General features: G+C 62.8%; 18 protein-coding genes and 1 tRNA gene. 6 read left to right on the forward strand and 13 right to left on the reverse strand.

Annotation, left to right across the window (positions count from 1 at the left end; translation table 11 throughout):
- Positions 1-331 precede the first annotated feature (331 nt).
- Positions 332-763: an ester cyclase gene (locus tag KZ498_RS02485; protein WP_312616514.1), complete on the reverse strand. Its 432-nt coding sequence runs from the start codon at positions 761-763 to the stop codon at positions 332-334.
- Positions 764-946: 183 nt separating this feature from the next.
- Between KZ498_RS02485 and KZ498_RS02490 the strand changes: the two genes are divergently transcribed.
- Entirely contained in the window at positions 947-1,756 is an 810-nt protein-coding gene (locus KZ498_RS02490) for a helix-turn-helix domain-containing protein (protein WP_312616515.1), read from the forward strand.
- Positions 1,757-1,888: 132 nt separating this feature from the next.
- On the opposite strand, the gene KZ498_RS02495 is transcribed toward KZ498_RS02490, so the two are convergent.
- Positions 1,889-3,283: an FAD-binding oxidoreductase gene (locus tag KZ498_RS02495; protein WP_312616516.1), complete on the reverse strand. Its 1,395-nt coding sequence runs from the start codon at positions 3,281-3,283 to the stop codon at positions 1,889-1,891.
- 132 nt (positions 3,284-3,415) lie between these two features.
- Between KZ498_RS02495 and KZ498_RS02500 the strand changes: the two genes are divergently transcribed.
- Positions 3,416-4,243, forward strand: coding sequence for a hypothetical protein (locus KZ498_RS02500; RefSeq protein ID WP_312616518.1), 828 nt, complete (start codon positions 3,416-3,418; stop codon positions 4,241-4,243).
- A gap of 671 nt (positions 4,244-4,914) precedes the next feature.
- On the forward strand, positions 4,915-5,922 hold the full coding sequence (locus KZ498_RS02505; RefSeq protein ID WP_312616520.1) for a site-specific integrase: 1,008 nt from the start codon (positions 4,915-4,917) through the stop codon (positions 5,920-5,922).
- A gap of 16 nt (positions 5,923-5,938) precedes the next feature.
- Here the strand turns inward: KZ498_RS02505 and KZ498_RS02510 are convergent, their stop codons facing one another.
- The 7 genes from KZ498_RS02510 to KZ498_RS02540 form a co-directional block, all read right to left on the reverse strand.
- Entirely contained in the window at positions 5,939-6,460 is a 522-nt protein-coding gene (locus tag KZ498_RS02510; RefSeq protein ID WP_312616522.1) for a hypothetical protein, read from the reverse strand.
- 297 nt (positions 6,461-6,757) lie between these two features.
- A tRNA-Ala gene (locus tag KZ498_RS02515) sits at positions 6,758-6,829 on the reverse strand.
- A gap of 138 nt (positions 6,830-6,967) precedes the next feature.
- Positions 6,968-7,279, reverse strand: coding sequence for a 30S ribosomal protein S10 (rpsJ, locus tag KZ498_RS02520; protein ID WP_004515425.1), 312 nt, complete (start codon positions 7,277-7,279; stop codon positions 6,968-6,970).
- A gap of 3 nt (positions 7,280-7,282) precedes the next feature.
- Entirely contained in the window at positions 7,283-8,548 is a 1,266-nt protein-coding gene (tuf, locus tag KZ498_RS02525) for a translation elongation factor EF-1 subunit alpha (RefSeq protein WP_312616528.1), read from the reverse strand.
- Positions 8,549-8,821: 273 nt separating this feature from the next.
- Entirely contained in the window at positions 8,822-9,766 is a 945-nt protein-coding gene (locus KZ498_RS02530) for a homoserine dehydrogenase (RefSeq protein WP_312616529.1), read from the reverse strand.
- Positions 9,763-10,296, reverse strand: coding sequence for an amino acid-binding protein (locus KZ498_RS02535; RefSeq protein WP_312616531.1), 534 nt, complete (start codon positions 10,294-10,296; stop codon positions 9,763-9,765). Before KZ498_RS02535 ends, KZ498_RS02530 begins: the two co-directional genes overlap by 4 nt.
- A gap of 83 nt (positions 10,297-10,379) precedes the next feature.
- Positions 10,380-10,601, reverse strand: a complete 222-nt coding sequence (locus KZ498_RS02540) for a hypothetical protein (protein WP_004515429.1) — start codon at positions 10,599-10,601, stop codon at positions 10,380-10,382.
- Positions 10,602-10,749: 148 nt separating this feature from the next.
- Here KZ498_RS02540 and KZ498_RS02545 point away from each other — a divergent pair, with 148 nt between their 5' ends.
- Complete coding sequence (locus KZ498_RS02545) at positions 10,750-11,802, forward strand: peptidase (protein ID WP_312617337.1); 1,053 nt, start codon at positions 10,750-10,752, stop codon at positions 11,800-11,802.
- A gap of 172 nt (positions 11,803-11,974) precedes the next feature.
- On the opposite strand, the gene KZ498_RS02550 is transcribed toward KZ498_RS02545, so the two are convergent.
- Positions 11,975-14,161 carry an elongation factor EF-2 gene (locus tag KZ498_RS02550; protein ID WP_312616535.1) on the reverse strand — a complete coding sequence of 729 codons (2,187 nt, stop codon included), beginning with the start codon at positions 14,159-14,161 and terminating at the stop codon, positions 11,975-11,977.
- Between the two features lie 318 nt (positions 14,162-14,479).
- Here KZ498_RS02550 and KZ498_RS02555 point away from each other — a divergent pair, with 318 nt between their 5' ends.
- Positions 14,480-15,274, forward strand: a complete 795-nt coding sequence (locus KZ498_RS02555; RefSeq protein WP_312617339.1) for a DUF5781 family protein — start codon at positions 14,480-14,482, stop codon at positions 15,272-15,274.
- Positions 15,275-15,409: 135 nt separating this feature from the next.
- Complete coding sequence (locus tag KZ498_RS02560; protein ID WP_312616537.1) at positions 15,410-18,550, forward strand: PAS domain S-box protein; 3,141 nt, start codon at positions 15,410-15,412, stop codon at positions 18,548-18,550.
- Positions 18,551-18,574: 24 nt separating this feature from the next.
- Here KZ498_RS02560 and KZ498_RS02565 read toward each other — a convergent pair whose 3' ends face one another.
- From KZ498_RS02565 to KZ498_RS02575, 3 genes are read right to left on the reverse strand one after another with little or no spacing between them, the layout of a single operon-like run.
- Positions 18,575-19,285: an energy-coupling factor transporter transmembrane component T gene (locus KZ498_RS02565; RefSeq protein WP_312616539.1), complete on the reverse strand. Its 711-nt coding sequence runs from the start codon at positions 19,283-19,285 to the stop codon at positions 18,575-18,577.
- Positions 19,279-19,983, reverse strand: coding sequence for an ABC transporter ATP-binding protein (locus tag KZ498_RS02570; protein ID WP_312616541.1), 705 nt, complete (start codon positions 19,981-19,983; stop codon positions 19,279-19,281). Before KZ498_RS02570 ends, KZ498_RS02565 begins: the two co-directional genes overlap by 7 nt.
- Positions 19,980-20,561: a biotin transporter BioY gene (locus tag KZ498_RS02575; protein ID WP_312616543.1), complete on the reverse strand. Its 582-nt coding sequence runs from the start codon at positions 20,559-20,561 to the stop codon at positions 19,980-19,982. Before KZ498_RS02575 ends, KZ498_RS02570 begins: the two co-directional genes overlap by 4 nt.
- Between the last annotated feature and the right edge of the window lie 7 nt (positions 20,562-20,568).

The raw sequence follows: 20,568 nt of genomic DNA on the forward strand, positions 1-20,568 counted from the left end.
AGCGATTGATTTTCTCACAGTCTGGCTATCTGTATCATACGAATCGAGCCAGCAGCATTTCCAACACGAATCATGACGAATTCCAAGCGAGTCAATCATGGGTACCATAGAGTAGTGTTAGAGAGTTTGAGAAGGCGAAAAATCCGAATATGGACTCGCCGGGCTTTCGTTACGCTGCTTCAAAGATTACGTTTAATCCCCGTGCTGTCCGGTGGTTTGTGTGAGAGAACAGGACAGTGATATCATAGACATCACTGACATTGTTATTGTATCAAAATCTGGCACAATCAGCGTGCTGAACACGGAAGTCACAGTGACCGAACGTTCGCCCTCAGTCTTCCGTGAGGCCGAGTTGTTCGGGTACCTCCTGCGGGTCGTAGTAGAGCCGCGCTTCCTGCACTTTGCCTTCCGCGATTATATCCTTCGCCATGCCGTTGATTTCGATCTCACGCCCGGTCGGTGGAACACCCTCGTACTCGCCTTTGTGCGTTCCCGTTATCGTCCATGCTTTCATAATGATCCCGTCATCCACGAGCAGGTCGTCGGCGACAACGTGCCAGTCGGGAAATGCCGACCGAACCTCACGGAGGTATGCTTCGAATGCCTCGCGTCCGTGGAGCTCACCGTCGGGGAGAGACGGATCGGAGAGCACAATCGACTCAGTAACCACGTCTAGCTTCGAGAAATCTCCGTTCCAGAGGTCCTCGTAGTCTTGGTAGGTATTCAACATCTGTTCGTGTTCTGTGGTGCTGGCTTCCGACATGGGCTGACTCACCCGATTCAGAGTCGGTGCCAGGAGTGGTTATTACTACTCGGTGCATCCGTTCCCAACCCCTGCGAACGTTTGCGCCCTGTGCAACGGTCGTCGGATACCTCCGTATCCCCCTACCGTCCTGTGTTTCTTCCGGGCCAACTATTAGATATGGCGTGACCGTATTCTCAGCATATGGCAACTGATGACATGGAATCCGCGCTGGAGGCCATCCAGTTCTTTGCGAATTCGGCCAACAGCGTCCGAGTGTTCGAAGCACTCGCCAATGGGGTGACGTCGAGCAGTACCCTCGCCGAGCGCACGGGTGCATCGCGGTCAACGGTTGCACGGATCCTTGACGAGGGGGAATCGCGTGGGTGGGTGGAATCCGAGGGGAGCCGATATGAACTCACGTACATGGGGGAAGTTATGACCGAGAAGTTTCGCGCCTATCGGCAGACAGTTCAGGGAGTCCAGCAACTCGGGGAAGCGGTCAATTATCTCCCGGAACCGGCTCGGGAACTCGACATCCGCCATTTCCGGGATGCCGATATCACGGTTCCGACAGAGGACTGGCCAGAGGCTCACCTCAACCGGGCGCTGGAACTGTACCGAACCGGCGTCACATACCGAGGACTCACACAGAACGCTCCAGAGATATTCGTCCGGACGCTCGCAGACTTGGTTGACCAGGGACGGCTGGAGTTTGAAGCAATCATCGAAGCCGAATTCATCGAGAATCTCACTGACGACCCGGAACGGGCAGCCCCCTGGCGTTCGTTCGCCAATCAGGTATGGCTGTACGATGGTCGCATCACGTTCAGCATGCACATCATAGATGAAACGGTAGTATTGTGGTTGGGGTACATTGAGGATAATCAATGGATGGGTCCGGGGCTGCTGGAAACCGAGAATCCGGCTGTCCGCGAATGGGCCGAGTCGCTCTACGAGGAGTATCGGGCCGAGGCTGAGCCACTCGATCCAGAGGTATTGCCCGAGGCCTGAGATACACAGTGCGGAGTCACCGCCGCTCAATCTATCGTGAAAAAGGAATGTTTTCTTATCCGTGCTGAATACAGGGCCCCATTCAGTCAATAACTGAAAACAAACATATAGAGAGTACTGAGATGCAGATTCTCAATCGGCGGGCTCGATGTTCTGGTTCACCCGGAATAGGTTGTTCGGATCCCACTCGCGTTTGAGTTCGCGGAGTCGTCCATACCACTCTCCATAGGCATCGCGGACTCGCTCAGAGTCGTCCTGATCGAGTAGGTTCACGTAGACACCGTCGGACGCATAGGGTGCCAGTGCCTCGTGGAACTCCCGCGCCCATGCGATGAGTTCGTCATCTCGGGCGGGATCCGTCCATCGCATCCCGATCGTGAACGAAAACGCCTTGTCTCGATGCGGGAATGCCGTCGCATCATCGTCGGCACGACTAATTGCCCCGCCTAACCAGCCGTCGGTGAACACCGACGTGAACGGGGCCGAGGAGTCACAGTACTCGACCATGGTTTCGATTGCCTCGTCCGTGAGTTCATCGAAGAAGTGGGACTTCCAGTAGTTTCGAGACCCCTCTTCCCACCGGTCGTCAACGAAACTCTGTAACTCCGTGTACGGCATCGGCTGCACGGCATCGGCGAGTGGTTCGCCAAACTCACGAAGCGGTCGGAGTCCCTCCTCGCCTGCGGCGATGTCGCCCGCATAGGACGGCAACAAGACGAAGATGGTTTCGCCGTGAAGTGACTCGGGGAGCCCCAACTCCGCAGATCCCTTCGAAAAGAACGCGTAGCATTGTATCTCGTCCGGAGCGTCAGGCATGAAATCTCGATAGAAGCGAAAAACCTCGGCAGCGTCCTCGTATCGATAGATGATCGGGCCGGCGAGCACTTCGGGGCCGACCTCGTGGAGGTCAAACTCGAAGGAGGTGACGATACCGAAGTTCCCACCCCCGCCACGGATGCCCCAAAACAGCTGTGGGTTCTCGTCCTCACTGGCGTGCACCAACTCGCCGTCAGCTGTGACGACATCCACTGATCGGAGGTTGTCGTGAGCGAGCCCGTACTTTCGGTCGAGATGGCCGAGGCCACCGCCGAGCGTCAGTCCAGCCACGCCGGTCGTCGAGACGATGCCACCAGTCGTCGCAAGGCCGAACGCTTGGGCTTCATGATCGAAGTCCCCCCACGTTGCACCGCCGCCAACTCGGGCGGTTTGTGCCACTGGATCGACGCGAACATCGTTCATCGGCGAGAGATCAATCATCAAACCATCATCGCAGACGGCCTTGCCAGCGATGTTGTGGCCGCCACCCTTGACTGCGAGCAGCAGGTCGAGATCCCGGGCGAAGTTCACCGCTGCGATTACGTCGGCAGTCCCCTCACATCGCACGATGACCGCAGGTCGCTTGTCGATCATCGCGTTCCACACCGAGCGGGCCTCGTCGTAGCCATCGTCACGAGGCCGGAGTACGTCTCCTCGAACTTGGTCGCTAAACGTTTCGACAGTCGTCGCTTCGAGTTCGGTCGTTGCCATAGGTGTCCTCCATGACGTCATCGATAATGAGGTCGGACGGCTACCTACACTTACTCCATGATGCATCCCCCATAGTGTGAGAGTCATCCTATGGTGCGAACCTTGATAACAATGAACAAACAACTACGACCCATGGCGGGGGATCTCGATGACGTTCCCGCCGATGCGCTTGAGGACATCGCCTATCTCGCGCGGTCGGCCAACCGCGTGCGACTGCTGGACGCTCTGACGTCAAGGTCGTCTAGACGGGGGGCACTACACGAACGGACGGGCATCGCCAAGACCACTATCGGACGCATCATCAACGAATTCGAGGAGCGGCGGTGGGTCGAACGAACGAGTAACGGGGAGTACACCGTGACGCCGACAGGCGAACAGGTCGCAGATGAGTTCATCCCCCTCATCGACGTGATGGCTGCCATCCGAAAACTCGGTGACATGGTGGCTTGGATTCAGGCCCCTGAGGAGTCGATTGGCCTGCACCAATTCAGCGACGCGACTGTCAGGCGGCCAACTCCAACGGATCCGATGGCCCCGACGGTCTACTACACGGAGGGACTCCGCGATGCGGAGGAATTCTACTGCCTCGTCGCAGTCGCCCCGCCGTTAGCGTTCGAGATCGCCATGCGGGAGGAAGTCACCAAGCGGGATTTGACCGTCGAACACGTCATCGCCGACAGCGAATTCAGGTACATCTGTGATCATTCTGAGCGGATATCGCGGTGGCGCGAGTACGTTGAAGCGGGCGCGAACGTCTACCGCTACGATGGTGAGGTGCCGTGCAACTTCATCATCCTCGACGAGACGGTGTATATCGCAAAAAGCCAGTCCGAATACGGCGGCGAGCCGTACACACTGATCGAGAGTGAAAACGATGTGGTTCGGTCGTGGGCCCACGACATTATCGAGACGCACAGGGCTGATTCGACGCGACTCGATGCAGAAGATTTCGATGCATAGTTCGTATACAATCGTACAATCTGACCTAATCCGCTGTACATACGCTCTGCATTCAACACGAACCTCCTGACAGGTACCGGATAGGCCGCTGATCACAGTGGTACGGCATTCGTCTGTAGCTACCGATTCAAGCCGGGGGTCTGGTGGGATCTCAATGCTGAATACGCGTCCTCTGTGCAGCACCTTTGGAGAACCTATCAGTGCGACTGACTACACCGCGGCTACGTCACTCCCGATATAGGCGGCGTCACGAGACGAATCGTATTGGAATCAGTGCCCGATTGATTATCTCCCGTGTCCACGAGTCGCAGAATGCGAATCAAGCCAAGGATGACTCCCGACACGACCCGTAACGAATTCTCCCCGAGTTCAGTAACGCTATGCTCAGCAGACGGTGGAGGCTATAAAACGCCCGAAAATGGCGAATAAGCCAGAAGTGGACTCGCCGGGATTTGAACCTCCCCTCCGCCGTCTTGCGGTTTCGGGCACGACCCTCAACCTGCGCAACGGCCTCGGGGACCCACTCCCTCGCTACGCTCCCTCGGGGCGGGCGACTCCATCCGTCCTCCGCCCGGACACCGGGCATCGTCCGTAATTCCGTCGCTACGTCCGCTTGCGGAAAACTGCGATAGGACCGGACAATCTCGGGAACTCAGCGAGGACAACTGGAGATGACATTGGAACCAATGACGCCAAGAGATGCCGTAGAATCGTACTTGAACAGCAGGAAGGGCGACCTCACCGAACTCTCCCTACAAAACCATGGCTACCGTCTGGAGCGGTTTCTAGAGTGGTGTGAGGCAGAGAACGTCCACAACATGAACTCGGTTACCGGTAGGAAAATACAGGCGTATGCGAACTGGCGCGCGGAGGATGTGAACCAAGTTACGCTGAAAACGCAGCTGGACACGCTCCGTGTATTCTTTCGATTCTGTGAGAATATCGAAGCGATTCCAGCTGGGGTCAGCGAGAAAGTCCCGCACCCCGATTTGGAATACCGTGAAGATACTCGCGATGAGATGGTAACGGCAGGAAGGGCCGATGCTATCCTCGAATACTTGGAAAAGTACGAATATGCCTCTTTTCAGCATGTCTTGTTCTTTCTGCTTTGGCACACTGGTATGCGGACGGGGACTGCGCTTGCATTGGACGTAGAAGACTACGATTCCGAGAAGGGTTTTCTCAAAATAGTCCACCGCCCTAAAGCAGATACGCCCCTGAAAAACAAGCTTCGTGCAGAGCGGTACGTGAGTTTGAAAGATGAGCTTTGCAGGGTCGTCGAGGACTTTCTGAACCGAAAGCATCCGAAGGTCAAAGATGAGTATGGCAGGACTCCACTGTTGGGAACGAGTCGCGGCAGGGCAAGCGCGACGACTGTCCGTCGCAATATCTATGCCATTACGCGACCCTGCCTTCTCGCTGATAACTGTCCACATGACAAGGAGATACCCGACTGTGACGCTGCAAACTACGTAGGGAAAGCGAGTCAGTGTCCATCAACTATCTCTCCACACTCGATTCGACGTGGAGCCATCACCTATCACCTGACACAAGGAGTTCCGATGAAAATGGTTTCTGACCGTATGGATGTGAGTCAAGAAGTACTGGAGAAACACTACGATGGGAGAAGTCACCACGAGCGACAGAAACAGCGGAGTGAATACCTGACGGATATTTGATTTTCGAGTAGTAGATTCAGGGCATCCGTTCTTCCAGCCTCTGTGGAATACGGTCGGTCGAATTCGATTCATCAGCAGAATTTCTACGGCGATACCAGTCAAGCCCTGTTCCCAAACTCAATCCCAAACTGCCCAGTGTAACCCATAACGGGATTGATGGAACGCTGGATGAGAATGTCCCAATGATACCAGCTGCTGTAATACCAGCCAACCCTAATGCAACTACTGGCTCAATACCCTCGATTAAATCCTTTGCTGTCAGTCCAACATTAATATCAGAACCCATTGATGCTACCGGCCTGGATGCAGCTGTAGATTTATTGAATCCAATACTTCTGATTATTTCAACAAATCTCTCTTCCCTTCCATCTACATTTTCCTGAAAAAATTCTTGGAGCTCATCAACTTCTTGGCTCTTTTCTTCATATTTAGCGCGCCAATAAATCGCTGCTTTTGATTCGTTGTTAATCCATTCTGGTGTTACTTGACCTTCTGCGTTAGTATTCTCATCTTCATTTGATGAATCTGAGTCGTCCATTATTAGATATATCTATCTGAGAGAAATTTAGTTTTTCCATGGGGGTTAAAACTATTACAGGGGAATATAATATTTCTTACATTATTAGCAGCATAAGACATCCGCCCAGTTTGACAAAATCATCTAAACAGCGTGAAGGCGAGCGCATACCGGCATTTGATGTACGAAATCAAACCCCTTCAACGCAGAGATTCACAGCTCTCGAATCAAGGAAACAGAGTAAATGAAGAAGTGAAAACGCGAAACGGGCCGGCGATTGTGGGCCGGCCCGACTCGTCCATCCTCGCTTCGCTCGTATGGACTCGCCGGGATTTGAACCCGGGGCCTCTTCCTTGCGAAGGAAGCGATCTGCCACTGATCTACGAGCCCGCGTGGTCTGCCACTCGAACGCGGAGTTATAAAAACCCTGCGCGTGAGAGCGGCCTTCGATAGCGATTCACACTGTCCCGGCCAGCGGTTCGGACGGGTGGTACAACGACGCTGTCGCGAAGCGACAGCCCCCGTGGATCAGTCCTCAAGGACGATTTCGATGGAGACGTCGTTGGGAACCTGGATGCGCATCAGCTGGCGCAGTGCCCGTTCGTCGGCGTCGATATCGATGAGCCGCTTGTGGACGCGCATCTCCCAGTGTTCCCACGTCGCAGTCCCCTCACCGTCGGGGGACTTGCGGGTGGGAACCTCCAGCGTCTTGGTGGGGAGCGGAACCGGACCGGAGAGTTCGACGCCGGTCTTGTTCGCGATCTCCCGCACGTCGGCGCAGATGTCGTCGAGGTCCTCGGGGCTTGTGCCCGCGAGCCGAACGCGTGCCTGCTGGGACATACGTTATCGCTCGTTGACGCTGAGGACTTTGCCGGCGGCGATGGTCTGACCCATGTCGCGGATAGCGAACGAACCGAGCTCCGGAATCTCGGAGGACGGCTCGATGCTGAGCGGCTTCTGTGGGCGGACCGTCACGACGGCGGCGTCCCCGTTCTGGATGAAGTCGGGGTTCTCCTCGGCGACCTCACCGGAGGACGGGTCGATCTTCTTGTCGATGGACTCGACAGTACAGGCGACCTGTGCCGTGTGGGCGTGGAAGACCGGCGTGTACCCTTCCGTGATGACCGAGGGGTGCTGCATCACGACGATCTGGGCCTGGAAGGTCTCGGCGACCGACGGCGGGTCGTCGGCCGGACCACAGACGTCACCGCGTCGGATGTCGTCCTTGCCGACGCCGCGGACGTTGAACCCGACGTTGTCACCGGGCTCGGCCTTCGGGACTTCCTCGTGGTGCATCTCGACGGTCTTCACTTCACCGGAGACGTCAGACGGCTGGAAGCTGACGTTGTCGCCCGTGTTCAGGATACCAGTCTCGACACGGCCGACCGGGACCGTCCCGATACCGGAGATGGTGTACACGTCCTGGATCGGCAGTCGGAGCGGCGCGTCCGTCGGCGGCTCCGGTGCCGGCAGTTCGTTGAGCGCTTCCAGCAGGATTTCGCCGTCGTACCAGCCCGTGTGCTCGGACTCGCTGGCGATGTTGTCGCCCTCGAAGGCGGAGACGGGGATGAACTTGGCGTTCTCGGAGTCGAAGCGGACCTGGGTGAGGAGGTCCTTGACCTCTTCGACGACCTGCTTGTACTCGGACTCGCCGTAGTCGACGAGGTCCATCTTGTTGACGGCGACGATGAGTTCACCGATGCCCAGGGTGCGGGCCAGGAACACGTGTTCCTGGGTCTGCGGCTGGACGCCGTCGTCGGCGGCGACGACCAGGACGGCGTTGTCGGCCTGGCTCGCGCCGGTAATCATGTTCTTCACGAAGTCGCGGTGACCAGGACAGTCCACGATGGTGAAATCGTAGGCGTCGGTGCTGAACTCCTGGTGGGCGATGTCGATGGTGACACCGCGTTCGCGCTCTTCGGCGAGGTTGTCCATGACGTAGGCGAACTCGAATCCGCCCTTGCCCTTCTCCTCGGCTTCTTCTTTGTGCTGTTCGATGACGTGCTCCGGTACCGATCCTGTCTCGTACAGGAGTCGGCCGACGAGCGTACTCTTCCCGTGGTCGACGTGGCCGATGATGGCCAGGTTCTGGTGTTGTTCGTCGCTCATTGTTATCTCTCACGCGCAGAGGCGCTGTATCGGGTTTATTAGCTGGTGGTTCATAAAACGATTTCGAAAGCGTGTAAGCGTCAGGCCGGCGCTTTCTTGCGATTCGGCACGCCATACCATGGTGCTATGGTACCGGATAGCGTGGTTGAGTGAACGGGCGATGCCGGCAGTCACAGCCGGGTTCGTGTCCCTCGGAGTGACAAACGGGACTGGTGACTGGGAAAAAGCGGATGCGAAGAACGGCGCGCTGGCGTTGAGGGGCCTATTGGACGGTTACAGTCGGCCGATGTCGGCAAGCACTGCGCTCGCCGTCTCCGGGCCGCCGGCGCCACGGCCCGAGATGTTGAGTTGGCCGGCGTGTTCGGTCTCCAACTGCGCGATGTTCCGGGTCCCGGAGACGGCAAGTGGCGCGTTGTCCGGAACGAGCCGCGGGCCGACACGGACAGAGCCCTCGACGACTTCGGCGATCAGCCGAACGGTCCGGCCGTCCGCCCGCGCGAGTTCGAGGGCACTGCCGGATATCTCCTGAATGCCCTCGACTTCGGCGTCACTGAGCGTGTACTCCGTCCCGTTATCGGCCAGGACGTTCGCGACGATGACGCCTTTCAGCGCCGCGTCGGTGCCGTCCACGTCGAAGGTCGGGTCGGCCTCGGCGACCCCGAGATCCTGTGCTTCCGCGAGAACGTGCTCGTAATCGAGGCCCTCGGTCGCCATCCGCGAGAGGATGAAGTTCGCGGTGCCGTTGAGCACCCCGCGGACGGCGGTGATGTGGCTCGGGTCGAAGTCGTCGATTGTCGAGAGAATCGGCATCGCACCGCCGACGGTGGCCTCGAACAGCACCGACCCCTCGCTCTCGCGTTCCAGCGCGCGAACGTCGGCGTACCGCTCGGCGACCGGGCCTTTGTTCGCCAGCACGGCGTGGCGGTCCCGTTCGAGCGCGGCCCGGATGTGGCCGAAGCCGGGTTCAGCGTCCCCAAGCGTCGTCGGCGTCGCCTCGACGAGCACGTCGTACTCGGCCGAAAGCGCGTCTTCGGGTGCGTCACTGCCGACGACACCGTCGGTCCGCTTCCGGTCGAGCGCCGCCGCGGCGTCGATACCGTCGCCGTCGATGACGGCGCTGCTGGAATCGGCGAAGGCGGTGACTGAATGGCCGTGGTCGCTCGCGAGCTCGACGACGCTGGACCCGACCGCGCCGGCCCCGATGACGGCGAGTCTCATGCGTCACCTCCCGCAGCGAGCGGCTCGATGACACGGAGGTCCTTGTCGTCTGCGACGGCACGGATCGAACGCATCGTCTCGTCGGCCGCCCCTTCCTCGGTCGCCAGTCGGATGCGCGCGCTGGAGGCGTCGTCCGTCCCCTCCGGTGCCGACAGCGAGAGGTCGGTCACGGTCGCGTCCGTAGATTCGTGAATCCGCGAAAGTGTATCCGAGAGGTCAGTGTTGACGAGGTGGCCGGTGAGGATGATCGTCAGCGCCTCGCTGTACTGCTCGGCCCCGGCCTGGATGACGTTGATGCCCGCGTCCCGGAGTGCATCGACGATCCCGTCGAACCGCTCGGGGGTCGCCTCCAGGTCGACCTCCACGGGGATGTGGCCCCGCGGGGTCACGTTCCCCCGCTCGTGGAAGATAGAGAGGAGGTTCCCGCCGTTGGTGGCGATGGGCTCGAGCGCCCGCAGCAGTTCGCCCGGCTCGTCGACCAGTTCCAGCCGAACTGTGTAGGACCGTACCTCGTCGGTCGAGTCGCTCATCGCCCGCTCACCTCCTGGGTATCTCGGCTCATTGTGGGTGACTCAGCAGGGGCACGTATAAGAAACCGTTCGTTTGGTCGCGTCTATGGCAGAAAGCGGTCGTACAGGTCGTCGATCCATTCGTTGTACGCCTCGCCGCGAGTCGACCCCCAGGGGTTGCGCGAGAAGTAGTACATCGCCGCGAACATCCCCGCGAGTGTCAGCGCCAGCCCCGTCGGCAGGACGAAACTCCAGATGAACGTCGACGTGCCGGCGATGACAGCGGCCACGAGGAGGTCAACAATCTGATGCAGACGGTCGCTCATACCACGCTGTTCGACGCCGGTGGACCTAAGCGTGGGGTCCGCAAACCGTGCCAGTGACTACCAGGGAAACGCTACGTTTTTTGTCCGGCGGCGAAGCGTCCCGTATGTGTACGCCCTCCAGGCCACATCGCTGTCGACAGGCGCAGCGCTGCTTGTTTTCGGAGCCGTCACCGTCGTCGGAACCGCCCTCGGCGGACTCGGAAGCACAGTCGTACAGCGGCTCTCGAACCCCGTCGCCAGGTACCGGCAGTTGTACCTCGGTATTTTGCTCCCGTTCGCCCTGCTGTCGTACGTCGCCTTTCGACTCCTCGGACTGGGCCACGCAGTCGTCGGCGGAGGGGCCGGGATGATAGACCGGCTACTGGCGACGTTCGCCGAGTTGGTCGCCGCCGGCGTCGTCGGACTGGCCGCCTACGCGCCGACCGTTCCGGGTGTCCGGGGCGTCCGGGACATCGAACTCTCGACCGGTCGGGCGGTCGTCCGGATGGGGCGGTACGTCCTCGCGCTCTCGGTTTTCGCGACGGTCGTCACTGCGCCGCTGGAGACCGGACTGTCGCCGCTCCTCCTGCTGGCCGTCGTCGCCACCCTCCTCGTCGGCGTTCAGGTCGCGGCTCCCTGGCTCATCCCGCTGGTACGGTCAGCCCGGCAGCCGGCGGAATCGACGGTCGAGACGCTGGAACGCCGCCAGGAGCGCGCAAGACTGAGCGTCCGTGACGTTCGGATTCTCGACACCGAACAGGAAGGGACCGCGAACGTGACGGTCCGCGGAGCCCCGGGCTACTGTCGCCTCTTCGTGACGAGTACGTTCCTCGAGGCGTTCGACGACGAGACGGCGACGGCTCACCTCGCGGTCCAGGCCGGCCGCCAGGACGCCCGAGTGCACGCCAGAGTCGTCGGCGGCCTGCTCCTTGCGCTGGTCCCGCTGTTCGTGGCACTGGCCGACATCGGCCCGCTGTGGCCCCTCGCCGGCGCGAGTCTCGGACTCGCCACCCTGAGCCTGTGGGCCACCCGCCGCGGCGTCCGGGCGGCCGACGACTACGCGGCCGACCGCGTCGGTCCGGACACCGTTGCCGACGCCCTCGAACGGTACGCCGCCGTCCACGATATGGCGCCGTCGAGACGACGGGTCCCGAACCCGTTCGCGCGGTCGCCGCCGCTGGGGAACCGAATCGACCGGTTGCGGGAGCAGGCAGGAGAATAAGAGCAGTCTTGGAGCGGAACAGCGACGAGAGAGAGCGGAAATGCATACCGCGCGCCTCCAGCGCGCGGTTTCCCCGGACGCGAACGGAGTGAGCGTCCGGCCTTTTTCGCCCACGTTTTTGCGCGGGGGTTGAGGGCGCGTAGCGCCCGAACCCCCCGTGGAAAAAGGTGGTCTAGAAGTAGTCGATAGCCGGGTTGAGTTCCTGCTTCATGCCCTTGCGCTCGCGGATCTCGCTGATCTTGTCGGGCTGGAGGTTGTCGGCAAGGACCTGGAAGCCGGCGTTCTCGGTGTTCCAGGAGGCACGGCCCTCGGTCGCCGAGCGGATGTCGGAGGAGAAGCCGATCATCTCGTCGACGGGGGCGACGCCTTCGACGACCATCAGGTCGCCTTCCTGGTACATGTCGTCGACGCGGCCACGACGGCCCTGGATCTCGCCGCTCGCAGCGCCCATGTGGTCGTTGGGCACGTCGATACGGACCTGCTGGATCGGCTCCAGCAGCTTGATCTGGGCGTCGATGAGCGCGTTGTGGACGGCCTCACGCACCGCAGGGATGACCTGGGCCGGGCCGCGGTGGATGGCGTCCTCGTGGAGGCGGGCGTCGTGGAGACGGAGCAGGGAGCCCTGGACCGGCTCGGACGCGAGCGGGCCGTCGTCGAGGGCTTCTTCGAGGCCCTCGATGACGAGCTCCATCGTCTCGTTGAGGTGCTGGATACCCTTCGTCTCGTCGAGCAGGATGTTGGTCCCGTGGATGTGCTCGATGTTCTGGGAGTCGTCCTTGTCCATGCCGGCCTCCTGCAGCGCTTCGCGGCGCTCCAGTTCTGGCATGTCCATCGACGCTTCGCCCATCTTGATCGTCTCGACGATGTCGTCGCCGAGCGGCTCGACGGAGATGTAGAAGCGGTTGTGGCGGTTCGGCGAGATGCCCTCGACTTCGCGGCTGTTGCCCTGCGGGGCCTCGCGGTAGACGACGATGGGCTCACCGGTGTTGATCGGGATGCCCTGGTTGCGCTCGATACGCTGGCCGATGACTTCCAGGTGCAGTTCGCCCTGTCCGGAGATGAGGTGCTCGCCGGTGTCCTCGTTAATCTCGACCTGGATGGTCGGGTCTTCCTTGGCGACCTGCTGGAGCGTCTCGATGAGCTTCGGCAGGTCGTCCATGTTCTGTGCCTCGACGGACTTCGTGATGACCGGCTCCGAGATGTGCTCGATGGACTCGAAGGGAGTCATCTCCTCGCTGGATACGGTGGAGCCAGCGATGGCGTCCTTGAGGCCCGTGACGGCGGCGATGTTCCCGGCGGGGACGCGGTCGACTTCCTCGCGTTCGCCACCCATGTAGATACCGACGCTCTGGATGCGGTTCTTGCCCGCGGTCCCGGAGACGTACAGCTGCTGGCCCTTCTCCAGCGTGCCGGAGAAGACACGCCCGGCGGCGATTTCGCCGGCGTGGGGGTCGACACCGATGTCGGTGACCATCAGGACGACTTCGCCGTCCTCGTTGACCATCGCCATATCCTTGGCGATCTGCGATTCGGCGTCGCCACGCCAGATCCGCGGCACGCGCATCGGCTGGGCGTCGACGGGGTTGGGGAAGTGCTCACACACCATGTCCAGCACCACGTCGGACAGCGGCGTGCGCTCGTGGAGTTCCTGGCGCTTGTCCGCGCGTTCGAGCTCCATGATCTCGCCGAAGTCCATGCCGGTCCGCTGCATCGACGGCATCGAGACGCCCCACTTGTACAGCGCGGAGCCGAAGCCGACGGTCCCTTCCTCGACGGAGACCGTCCAGTCCTCGATGTCGTCCATCTCCTCGGTCATGCCGCGGATGAGTTCGTTGACGTCGGCGATGACGTTGAGGAGGCGCTCCTGCATCTCCTCTGGCCCCTCCTGGAGCTCGGAGATGAGGCGGTCGACCTTGTTGATAAACAGCGTCGGCTTGACACCCTCGCGGAGCGCCTGCCGGAGCACTGTCTCGGTCTGGGGCATCGCGCCCTCGACGGCGTCGACGACCACGAGCGCGCCGTCGACGGCACGCATCGCGCGGGTCACGTCGCCACCGAAGTCCACGTGGCCGGGGGTGTCGATGAGGTTGATGAGGTGGTTCTTGTCCTCGTACTCGTGGGTCATCGAAACGTTGGCCGCGTCGATGGTGATCCCACGCTCCTGTTCGTCTTCCTCGGTGTCCATCGCCAGCTGTTCGCCGGCGGTGTCGTCGGAAATCATGCCGGCACCGGCCAGCAGATTGTCCGTCAGTGTCGTTTTTCCGTGATCGACGTGAGCAGCGATGGCGATGTTCCGGATGTGCTCCGGATCGTCCATCAGTGTCTCACATTCCTGGACGATTTTCTTGCGTCGGCCCATTATACAGCTTTCTATCAACAGCAGGGTCAAAAGGATAGTGTTTCACTACGGCCGCGACCGCTTGAAATCCGGCCGTTCGCGTGGGATAGTCTCGCAATCCGCATGTGGTCGGCGGCGTGCTCGTGAGACTACCGGACAGAGCATTTCGCAACCGACGTTCGTCGAGGCGGCTCCGGTCGGATTGATTCCCGCAACTGGGTGTCTCGTCTCCGTACTCCTTCTGTCCGACAGTATGAGACCGTCACCGGATTCGCCCGCTGGGAGAACACTGCCCGGAACCGTGGATTAATAGCTGTGCGACCCATGGTAAGCACACACATGGACGTGCACGTGCAGGGTGGGCCGGCCGAACCGTTTCTCGGGGCGCGGGACCTCTTCTCGACGGAACACGACCTGAATCGACCAGTGACCGTCCGGGTCCGGGAGGACCCCGACGAGCGCACCCGCGTCAGCCACAGCGACGGCGCCCACCGGCTGACAATCTCCCGCCAGGCCGCCACGAGCGCGATGGCCCGCGAGCTGGCGTTACACGAGTACGCGCACATGCACCACCACGAACGCGGGCATCCGTCACACACTCAGTCGACGCGGGAAGCCATCTACCTCGCGCTGGCGGGGCGCTCGGTCGAACAGCGGAAGCTCACGCACTGCTACCAGATCGCCAACCACATGAAAGACGTCTACGCCGACGACATCTGGATGCCGGTGGTGCCCGGCGACAAGCTGGTGCCGTTCCTGGAAGCCAGCCTCGCGGCCGCCGTCGCGGACCGACCCGCCGACCCGCCGACCTGGGGCCGCTCGCCGTCGCCGACCCGGATGCGCCACCCCGGCGAACCGGCCGCGCGGCTGACGCCGGCCGCGGACCCGGATATCACGGCCGTCAACGCGGCGTTTGCCCTGGCGCTGTGTGAACGCCACGACCTGGTGGGGGCGGACCACCGGCTGTACGACCTTGCCCACGCCGCGGCCCAGGACGCCGAATCGGTCGACCTCGCGGAGTTCAAACACCACTTCGCGTCACTCTCCCCGGAGCCCGACGAATCCGAGTTCCGGAAGGCCTTGGTAGACGTGACACGCGCGTACGCTGGCGGCGGCAGCCGCGCGGCGGACTGAGACTGACGCCGAGATGCCGGGCCAGGGGGACAGTGTCGGCGCACCCGACTGTTGCTGCCGTTCCCTTGGCTGCCAGGCGCGCTCGCTTGGTACCCAACAGAACTGTTTTTGCGCTGACTTGTGAACCGATTGGGTATGAGCGAGTCGCTTCGCGGTCGGCACCTCGACGGCGAGACGGGTGTCGTCAGCGAACAGATTCGGGTGTTACACGTCGACGACGACCCGGACTTTGTGGCGGTCGCGGCGGATTCCCTGGAGGCCGCGGACGACCGGATCGCTGTCGAAACCGCGACCAGCGCGCGCGACGGGCTCGACCGGCTCGCCGAGACCGAGTTCGACGCTGTCGTTTCCGACTACGACATGCCGAAGATGAACGGTATCGAACTGCTCGATGCGATCCGGGAGACGGACCCGGACCTGCCGTTCATCCTGTTCACCGGCAAGGGCAGCGAGGAGGTGGCCAGCGAAGCTATCTCGGTGGGGGTAACTGACTATCTACAGAAGTCGTTCGGGGTCGAGGTGTACGAACTCCTGGCCAACCGGATCGAGAACGCGGTCTCCGAGTACCGCGCGCGGCGCCAGGCCGCCGAGTCGGAGCGCCGCGTCCGCGAACTCACCGAGGCGACCCACGACATCCTCTGGGAGTTCACGGCTGACCTGAGCGAATTGCTCGTCATCAACTCCGCCTACGAGGACATCTGGGGGCGGTCAGTGGCCGCTCTCCGGGAGGACCCCTACGACTTCCTGAACGGAATCCATCCCGAGGACCGTGAGATGATGAAAGACGCGATGCGGTGTCTCATGCACGGCGAGTCGGCCGACGTCGAGTGCCGCGTCAACGCCGAGGAGGGGTATCAGCGCTGGGTCTGGATACAGGGCGAGCCGATCACGAACGACGCCGGCGAGACAGTTCGCGTGGCCGGGTTCGCCCGCGACGTGACCGAGCGGCGGAACCGCGAGCGCGAACTCGAAGCCACCAAGAACCAGCTCGCGGAGCACAACCAGACACTCCGGACGCTCTACGAGATCAGCGCCGACCCCGACGCCACGTTCGATGAGAAGATTCAGGCGGTCCTGGATCTGGGCCGGGAGCGTCTGGGGACCGCCGGCGCGTTCCTGTCCTCGAACGACATCGACCGCGACGAGTTCACCGTCCGCTACGCGAGCGGGGACGACGAACGGCTCGAACCGGGGACCGTCACGCCGCTGTCGGAGTCGTACTGCCGGAAGAACATCGACACGGGAAGCGTCATGGCAATCAGGGAGGCGTCCGAGGAGGGATGGGTGTCAGACCCGGCCTACGAGCGCTGGGACTACGAGACGTACATCAGCGGCGAGGTCCGAGTCCGTGACGCGCATTCGGGGACCCTCTGTTTCGTCGACCGGTCGCCCCGCGAAACCCCCTTCACCGAGGACGAGAAGACGTTCGTCCATCTCGCAACGCAGTGGGTGAGCTACGAGCTCGAACGCCAGCAGCGCGAACAGCGCCTCGAACGGTACAAGAAGTACACCGACGACATGCTGGACGCCATCGACGACGTGTTCTACGTCCTCGACAGCGAGGGCCGCTTCCGGCGCTGGAACGAGAGCCTCCTGAACGTGACGGGCTACTCGGCCGCGGACGTGTCCGGGACCCACGGGACCGAGTTCTTCCCGACGGAGCACCGCGACCTCGTCGCTGCCGCTATCGAATCGGTGTTCGAGGGCGGCACCACCCGGGTGGAAGCGCCGTTTATGACGAAAGACGGGGAACAGATCCCCCACGAGTTCACCGCGACCCGCGTCGAAGACCCCGACGGGAACCAGATGCTGGCCGGCATCGGCCGGGACATCACCGACCGGAAGGCGCGCGAACAGGAGCTGACGCGAACGAAGGAGCTCCTCGACCAGGCCCAGCGGATCGCGAGCGTCGGCGGCTGGGAGGTAGACGTGACGAGCGAGCCACCGGAGATGACAGTGACAAGCGAGTTCTACCGGCTACACGGACTGACACCGGACGACCAGCTGGGCGTCGAATCCATCGTCGACCTGTACCACCCCGACGACAGGGAGACGGTTATGACGGAGTTCCAGCGAGCGATAGAAACGGCCGAAGGGTACGATATGGAGGTGCGTATCGGGGACGACGACAACTACCGATGGGTCCGCGCGCTGTGCGAACCGGTCACCGAGGGCGGCGAGGTCGTCAAGCTCCGGGGTTCTGTCCAGAACATCACCGACCGAAAGCTCCGGGAGCGCGAACTGGAGGAGACGCGCGAGCGGATGGAGATGGCGCTGGAGACCACCAATACGGTCGTCTGGGACCACGAGTTCGAGCCCGGCGTCCTGTCGTACTACCCCTGTGCCGAGACGCTGTACGGCACCGACGTCGAGACGCTGGCGGAGTTTCTGTCACTCGTCCACCCCGAGGACCAGTCGAAGGTGGCGGGGCGCATCGAATCGGCGACCGAGACCGGGACGTACGAGGCCGAGTTCCGGATCATCCGCGACGGCGAGGTCCGCTGGATGGCGGCGAAGGGCCGCGTCGAATCCGACGAGGACGGGACGCCGGTCCGGGCAATCGGTATCGATCGCGACATCACCGAGCGCAAGCGACGCGAGCAGGAACTCGAGGACACGAACGAGCGCCTCGAAGAGTTCACCAGCATCGTCAGCCACGACCTCAGGAACCCGCTGTCTGTCGCTGAGGGCCGCATCGAACTGGCCAGGGGAGAGCGAGACAGCGACCACCTCGACAGCGCCAGCGATGCGCTGGAGCGGATGCGGACGCTCATCGACGACCTCCTCGCGGCCGCACACGACGAGCAGTCGGAGGTCGACGAGGTGGTGGCGCTCGCGGACACGGCCGAACAGAGCTGGCACAACGTCGAGACCGACGGGGCCGAACTCACAGTCGAGACGGACGCCGTGGTCCGTGCCGACAGGAGCAGAGTAGAACAACTGCTCGAGAACCTGTTCAGCAACAGTGTGGAGCATGGCTCCACAAGCAGTCGGCCGGGGGCCGACGACAGCGTGGAACACGGTGGCGACGATGTGAGAGTCACCGTCGGGGAACTCGAGGGCGGCTTCTACGTCGAAGACGACGGCGACGGAATCGACGAGGCGGACCGCTCGCGCGTGTTCGAGACCGGGTACTCGACGTCGGACGCCGGGACGGGGTTCGGGCTCTGGATCGTCGAGGAGATCGCCGACGCCCACGGCTGGACGGTGACCGTCGGCGAGGGAAGCGACGGCGGCGCGCGGTTCGAGTTCACCGGCGTCGATATCGTGGAGTGATAGCGCGGAGCCGCGGCCCGGCCGCTACATCGGAACGAGCGGCGACACCGCCAGCGCGATACCGACGGCGAGCACCGGGTAGTCGCGCCACTCGAAGGCAAGCGGCGGGAGCGTCGGGTTCCACGCGAAACAGCGGGCCCGCAGGGCGACCGAGAGCCGGTCCGAGCGGTCGAGCGTGCGTTCCAGGGACCGGACGGCGAGCAGCCCGGCACGGTTCCACAGCGGGCGCGCCTCGCCCCCACGGGCGTTGATTGCGTCACGCACCTCCCGAACGTCCGCGAGCACGAGCGGGAACAGCCGGACGACGAGGGCCATCCCGACGCCCAGAATCCGGCCGGGCTTGCCCGGAATCAGGCGCTGGACTGCCGCCCGCGTGTCCCGGACCGGCGTCGACGTGAGGTAGGCGGCGCTGACGAGCAACACCGGGAGGATGCGCCCGACGTGCAGGGCCGAGCGCAGCGCCGGGTCGACCCGGAACCACGGCGGGCCCAGCGCCACGCCGGCGACGACCGGGGCCAGCGCCAGCACCGCGAGGACGACCCGATAGGAGCGCAGGACGGCCAGCGGCGACAGCCGGGCCGCCGCGAGCGCGCCCAGCGCGAACGCGGTCGTCCCGACGAGCCAGGGCAGCGTGGGGTGAGCGACCGCGGCGATGGCGAGCCCGAACTGGACCAGGAGCTTCGACCGCGGGTCCAGCCGATGGGCGAACGTCGAGCCGGGCCGGTAGCTCAGCATCGCGGGTCCCGGACGCCGAGGTCCGGGAGCGCATCGAGCGCCGCCGACGGCGACTCGTCGAGGACGACCCGCCCCTCGTGTAAGGCGACGAGGCGGTCGGCCCGCTCGTGGAGGTCCCTGAGGTCGTGAGTGACGACGATGACGCCCGTCCCGTCGGCGGCCAGCGCGTCGAGGTGGTCGAGGACGGACGCCCTGGCCGGCCAGTCGAGCCCGACGAGCGGTTCGTCGAGCACGAGGTAGTCCGGCTCCATAGCGAGGGCCCCGGCGATGGCCACGCGGGCCTGCTCACCGCCCGAGAGGGCGTCGATACGCCTGTCCCCGGCCCCGTCGAGGTCGACGGCGTCGAGCGCCGCTTCGACACGGCGGTCAATCGCTTCCCTGTCGAGCCCGAGGTTCTCCGGGCCGAAGGCCACGTCAGCCGCCACGGTCGCGGCGACGAACTGGTCGCGGGGGTGCTGGAACACCATCCCGATTCGCGTCCGGGCGACGACGGGGTCGTCTGTCACGTCCGTACCGTCGACGGTGACGGTCCCGGCCTCCGGGGTCAGCAGGGCGTTGAGGTGCCGGACGAGCGTCGTCTTGCCGCTCCCGTTGGGCCCGACGAGCAGGCAGTACTGGCCGTCGGGTATCGACAGCGTCACCCCGTCGAGGACATCGACGTCGCCGTACCGGTAGCGAAGGTCGTCGACTGCAATCATCGACTGGCGAGGTACCCGCCCTGCACGACGGCGACCGCGATACCGAGCTTCAGGAGGTCAAGCGGCACGTACGGGGCCATCACGGCCGCGGCGCGAGCGAACGGCAGGCCGGTCACCACCGCCAGCCACGGAACGCCGATGGCGTAGACGACGACGACCGCTGCGGCGAGTGCGACGACCTGCACCGGGACCGAGAGGTCGGCGACCGGCCGCGGCGTCGTGCGCCGGTGGGCGATAGCGCCGGCGACGACCGCACCGACCAGGAAGCCGACGAGGAAGCCACCGGTCCCCTGGCCGGCGATGACATAGCCCAGTCCCGCGTTCGCGTTCGAGAACACCGGCGCGCCGGCGATACCGACCAGCAGGTACAACAGCAGGGCGAGACCGCCCCACAGCGGCCCCAGCACCAGGCCGGCGAAGAACATCCCGAACGGCTGCAGCGAGAACGGCGGCAGCGTCCCCGGGAGCGGGATCGATATCTGTGCGAGCGCCGCGGTCAGCGCCGCAATCAGCACCGCCTTGGTGAACCAGCCGACGGTCTCGTCGTCGACGAGGTCGACGGATTGCTCTGTTGCCATGGGTCAC

Source organism: Haloarcula sp. 1CSR25-25 (genome assembly GCF_032027985.1).
Classification (GTDB): domain Archaea; phylum Halobacteriota; class Halobacteria; order Halobacteriales; family Haloarculaceae; genus Haloarcula.

Coding starts and splice junctions, on each gene's coding strand:
- KZ498_RS02485 (WP_312616514.1), bottom strand. CDS start 763: ATGTCGGAAGCCAGCACCACAGAACACGAACAGATGTTGAATACCTAC.
- KZ498_RS02490 (WP_312616515.1), top strand. CDS start 947: ATGGCAACTGATGACATGGAATCCGCGCTGGAGGCCATCCAGTTCTTT.
- KZ498_RS02495 (WP_312616516.1), bottom strand. CDS start 3,283: ATGGCAACGACCGAACTCGAAGCGACGACTGTCGAAACGTTTAGCGAC.
- KZ498_RS02500 (WP_312616518.1), top strand. CDS start 3,416: ATGGCGGGGGATCTCGATGACGTTCCCGCCGATGCGCTTGAGGACATC.
- KZ498_RS02505 (WP_312616520.1), top strand. CDS start 4,915: ATGACATTGGAACCAATGACGCCAAGAGATGCCGTAGAATCGTACTTG.
- KZ498_RS02510 (WP_312616522.1), bottom strand. CDS start 6,460: ATGGACGACTCAGATTCATCAAATGAAGATGAGAATACTAACGCAGAA.
- rpsJ (WP_004515425.1), bottom strand. CDS start 7,279: ATGTCCCAGCAGGCACGCGTTCGGCTCGCGGGCACAAGCCCCGAGGAC.
- tuf (WP_312616528.1), bottom strand. CDS start 8,548: ATGAGCGACGAACAACACCAGAACCTGGCCATCATCGGCCACGTCGAC.
- KZ498_RS02530 (WP_312616529.1), bottom strand. CDS start 9,766: ATGAGACTCGCCGTCATCGGGGCCGGCGCGGTCGGGTCCAGCGTCGTC.
- KZ498_RS02535 (WP_312616531.1), bottom strand. CDS start 10,296: ATGAGCGACTCGACCGACGAGGTACGGTCCTACACAGTTCGGCTGGAA.
- KZ498_RS02540 (WP_004515429.1), bottom strand. CDS start 10,601: ATGAGCGACCGTCTGCATCAGATTGTTGACCTCCTCGTGGCCGCTGTC.
- KZ498_RS02550 (WP_312616535.1), bottom strand. CDS start 14,161: ATGGGCCGACGCAAGAAAATCGTCCAGGAATGTGAGACACTGATGGAC.
- KZ498_RS02555 (WP_312617339.1), top strand. CDS start 14,480: ATGGACGTGCACGTGCAGGGTGGGCCGGCCGAACCGTTTCTCGGGGCG.
- KZ498_RS02560 (WP_312616537.1), top strand. CDS start 15,410: ATGAGCGAGTCGCTTCGCGGTCGGCACCTCGACGGCGAGACGGGTGTC.
- KZ498_RS02565 (WP_312616539.1), bottom strand. CDS start 19,285: ATGCTGAGCTACCGGCCCGGCTCGACGTTCGCCCATCGGCTGGACCCG.
- KZ498_RS02570 (WP_312616541.1), bottom strand. CDS start 19,983: ATGATTGCAGTCGACGACCTTCGCTACCGGTACGGCGACGTCGATGTC.
- KZ498_RS02575 (WP_312616543.1), bottom strand. CDS start 20,561: ATGGCAACAGAGCAATCCGTCGACCTCGTCGACGACGAGACCGTCGGC.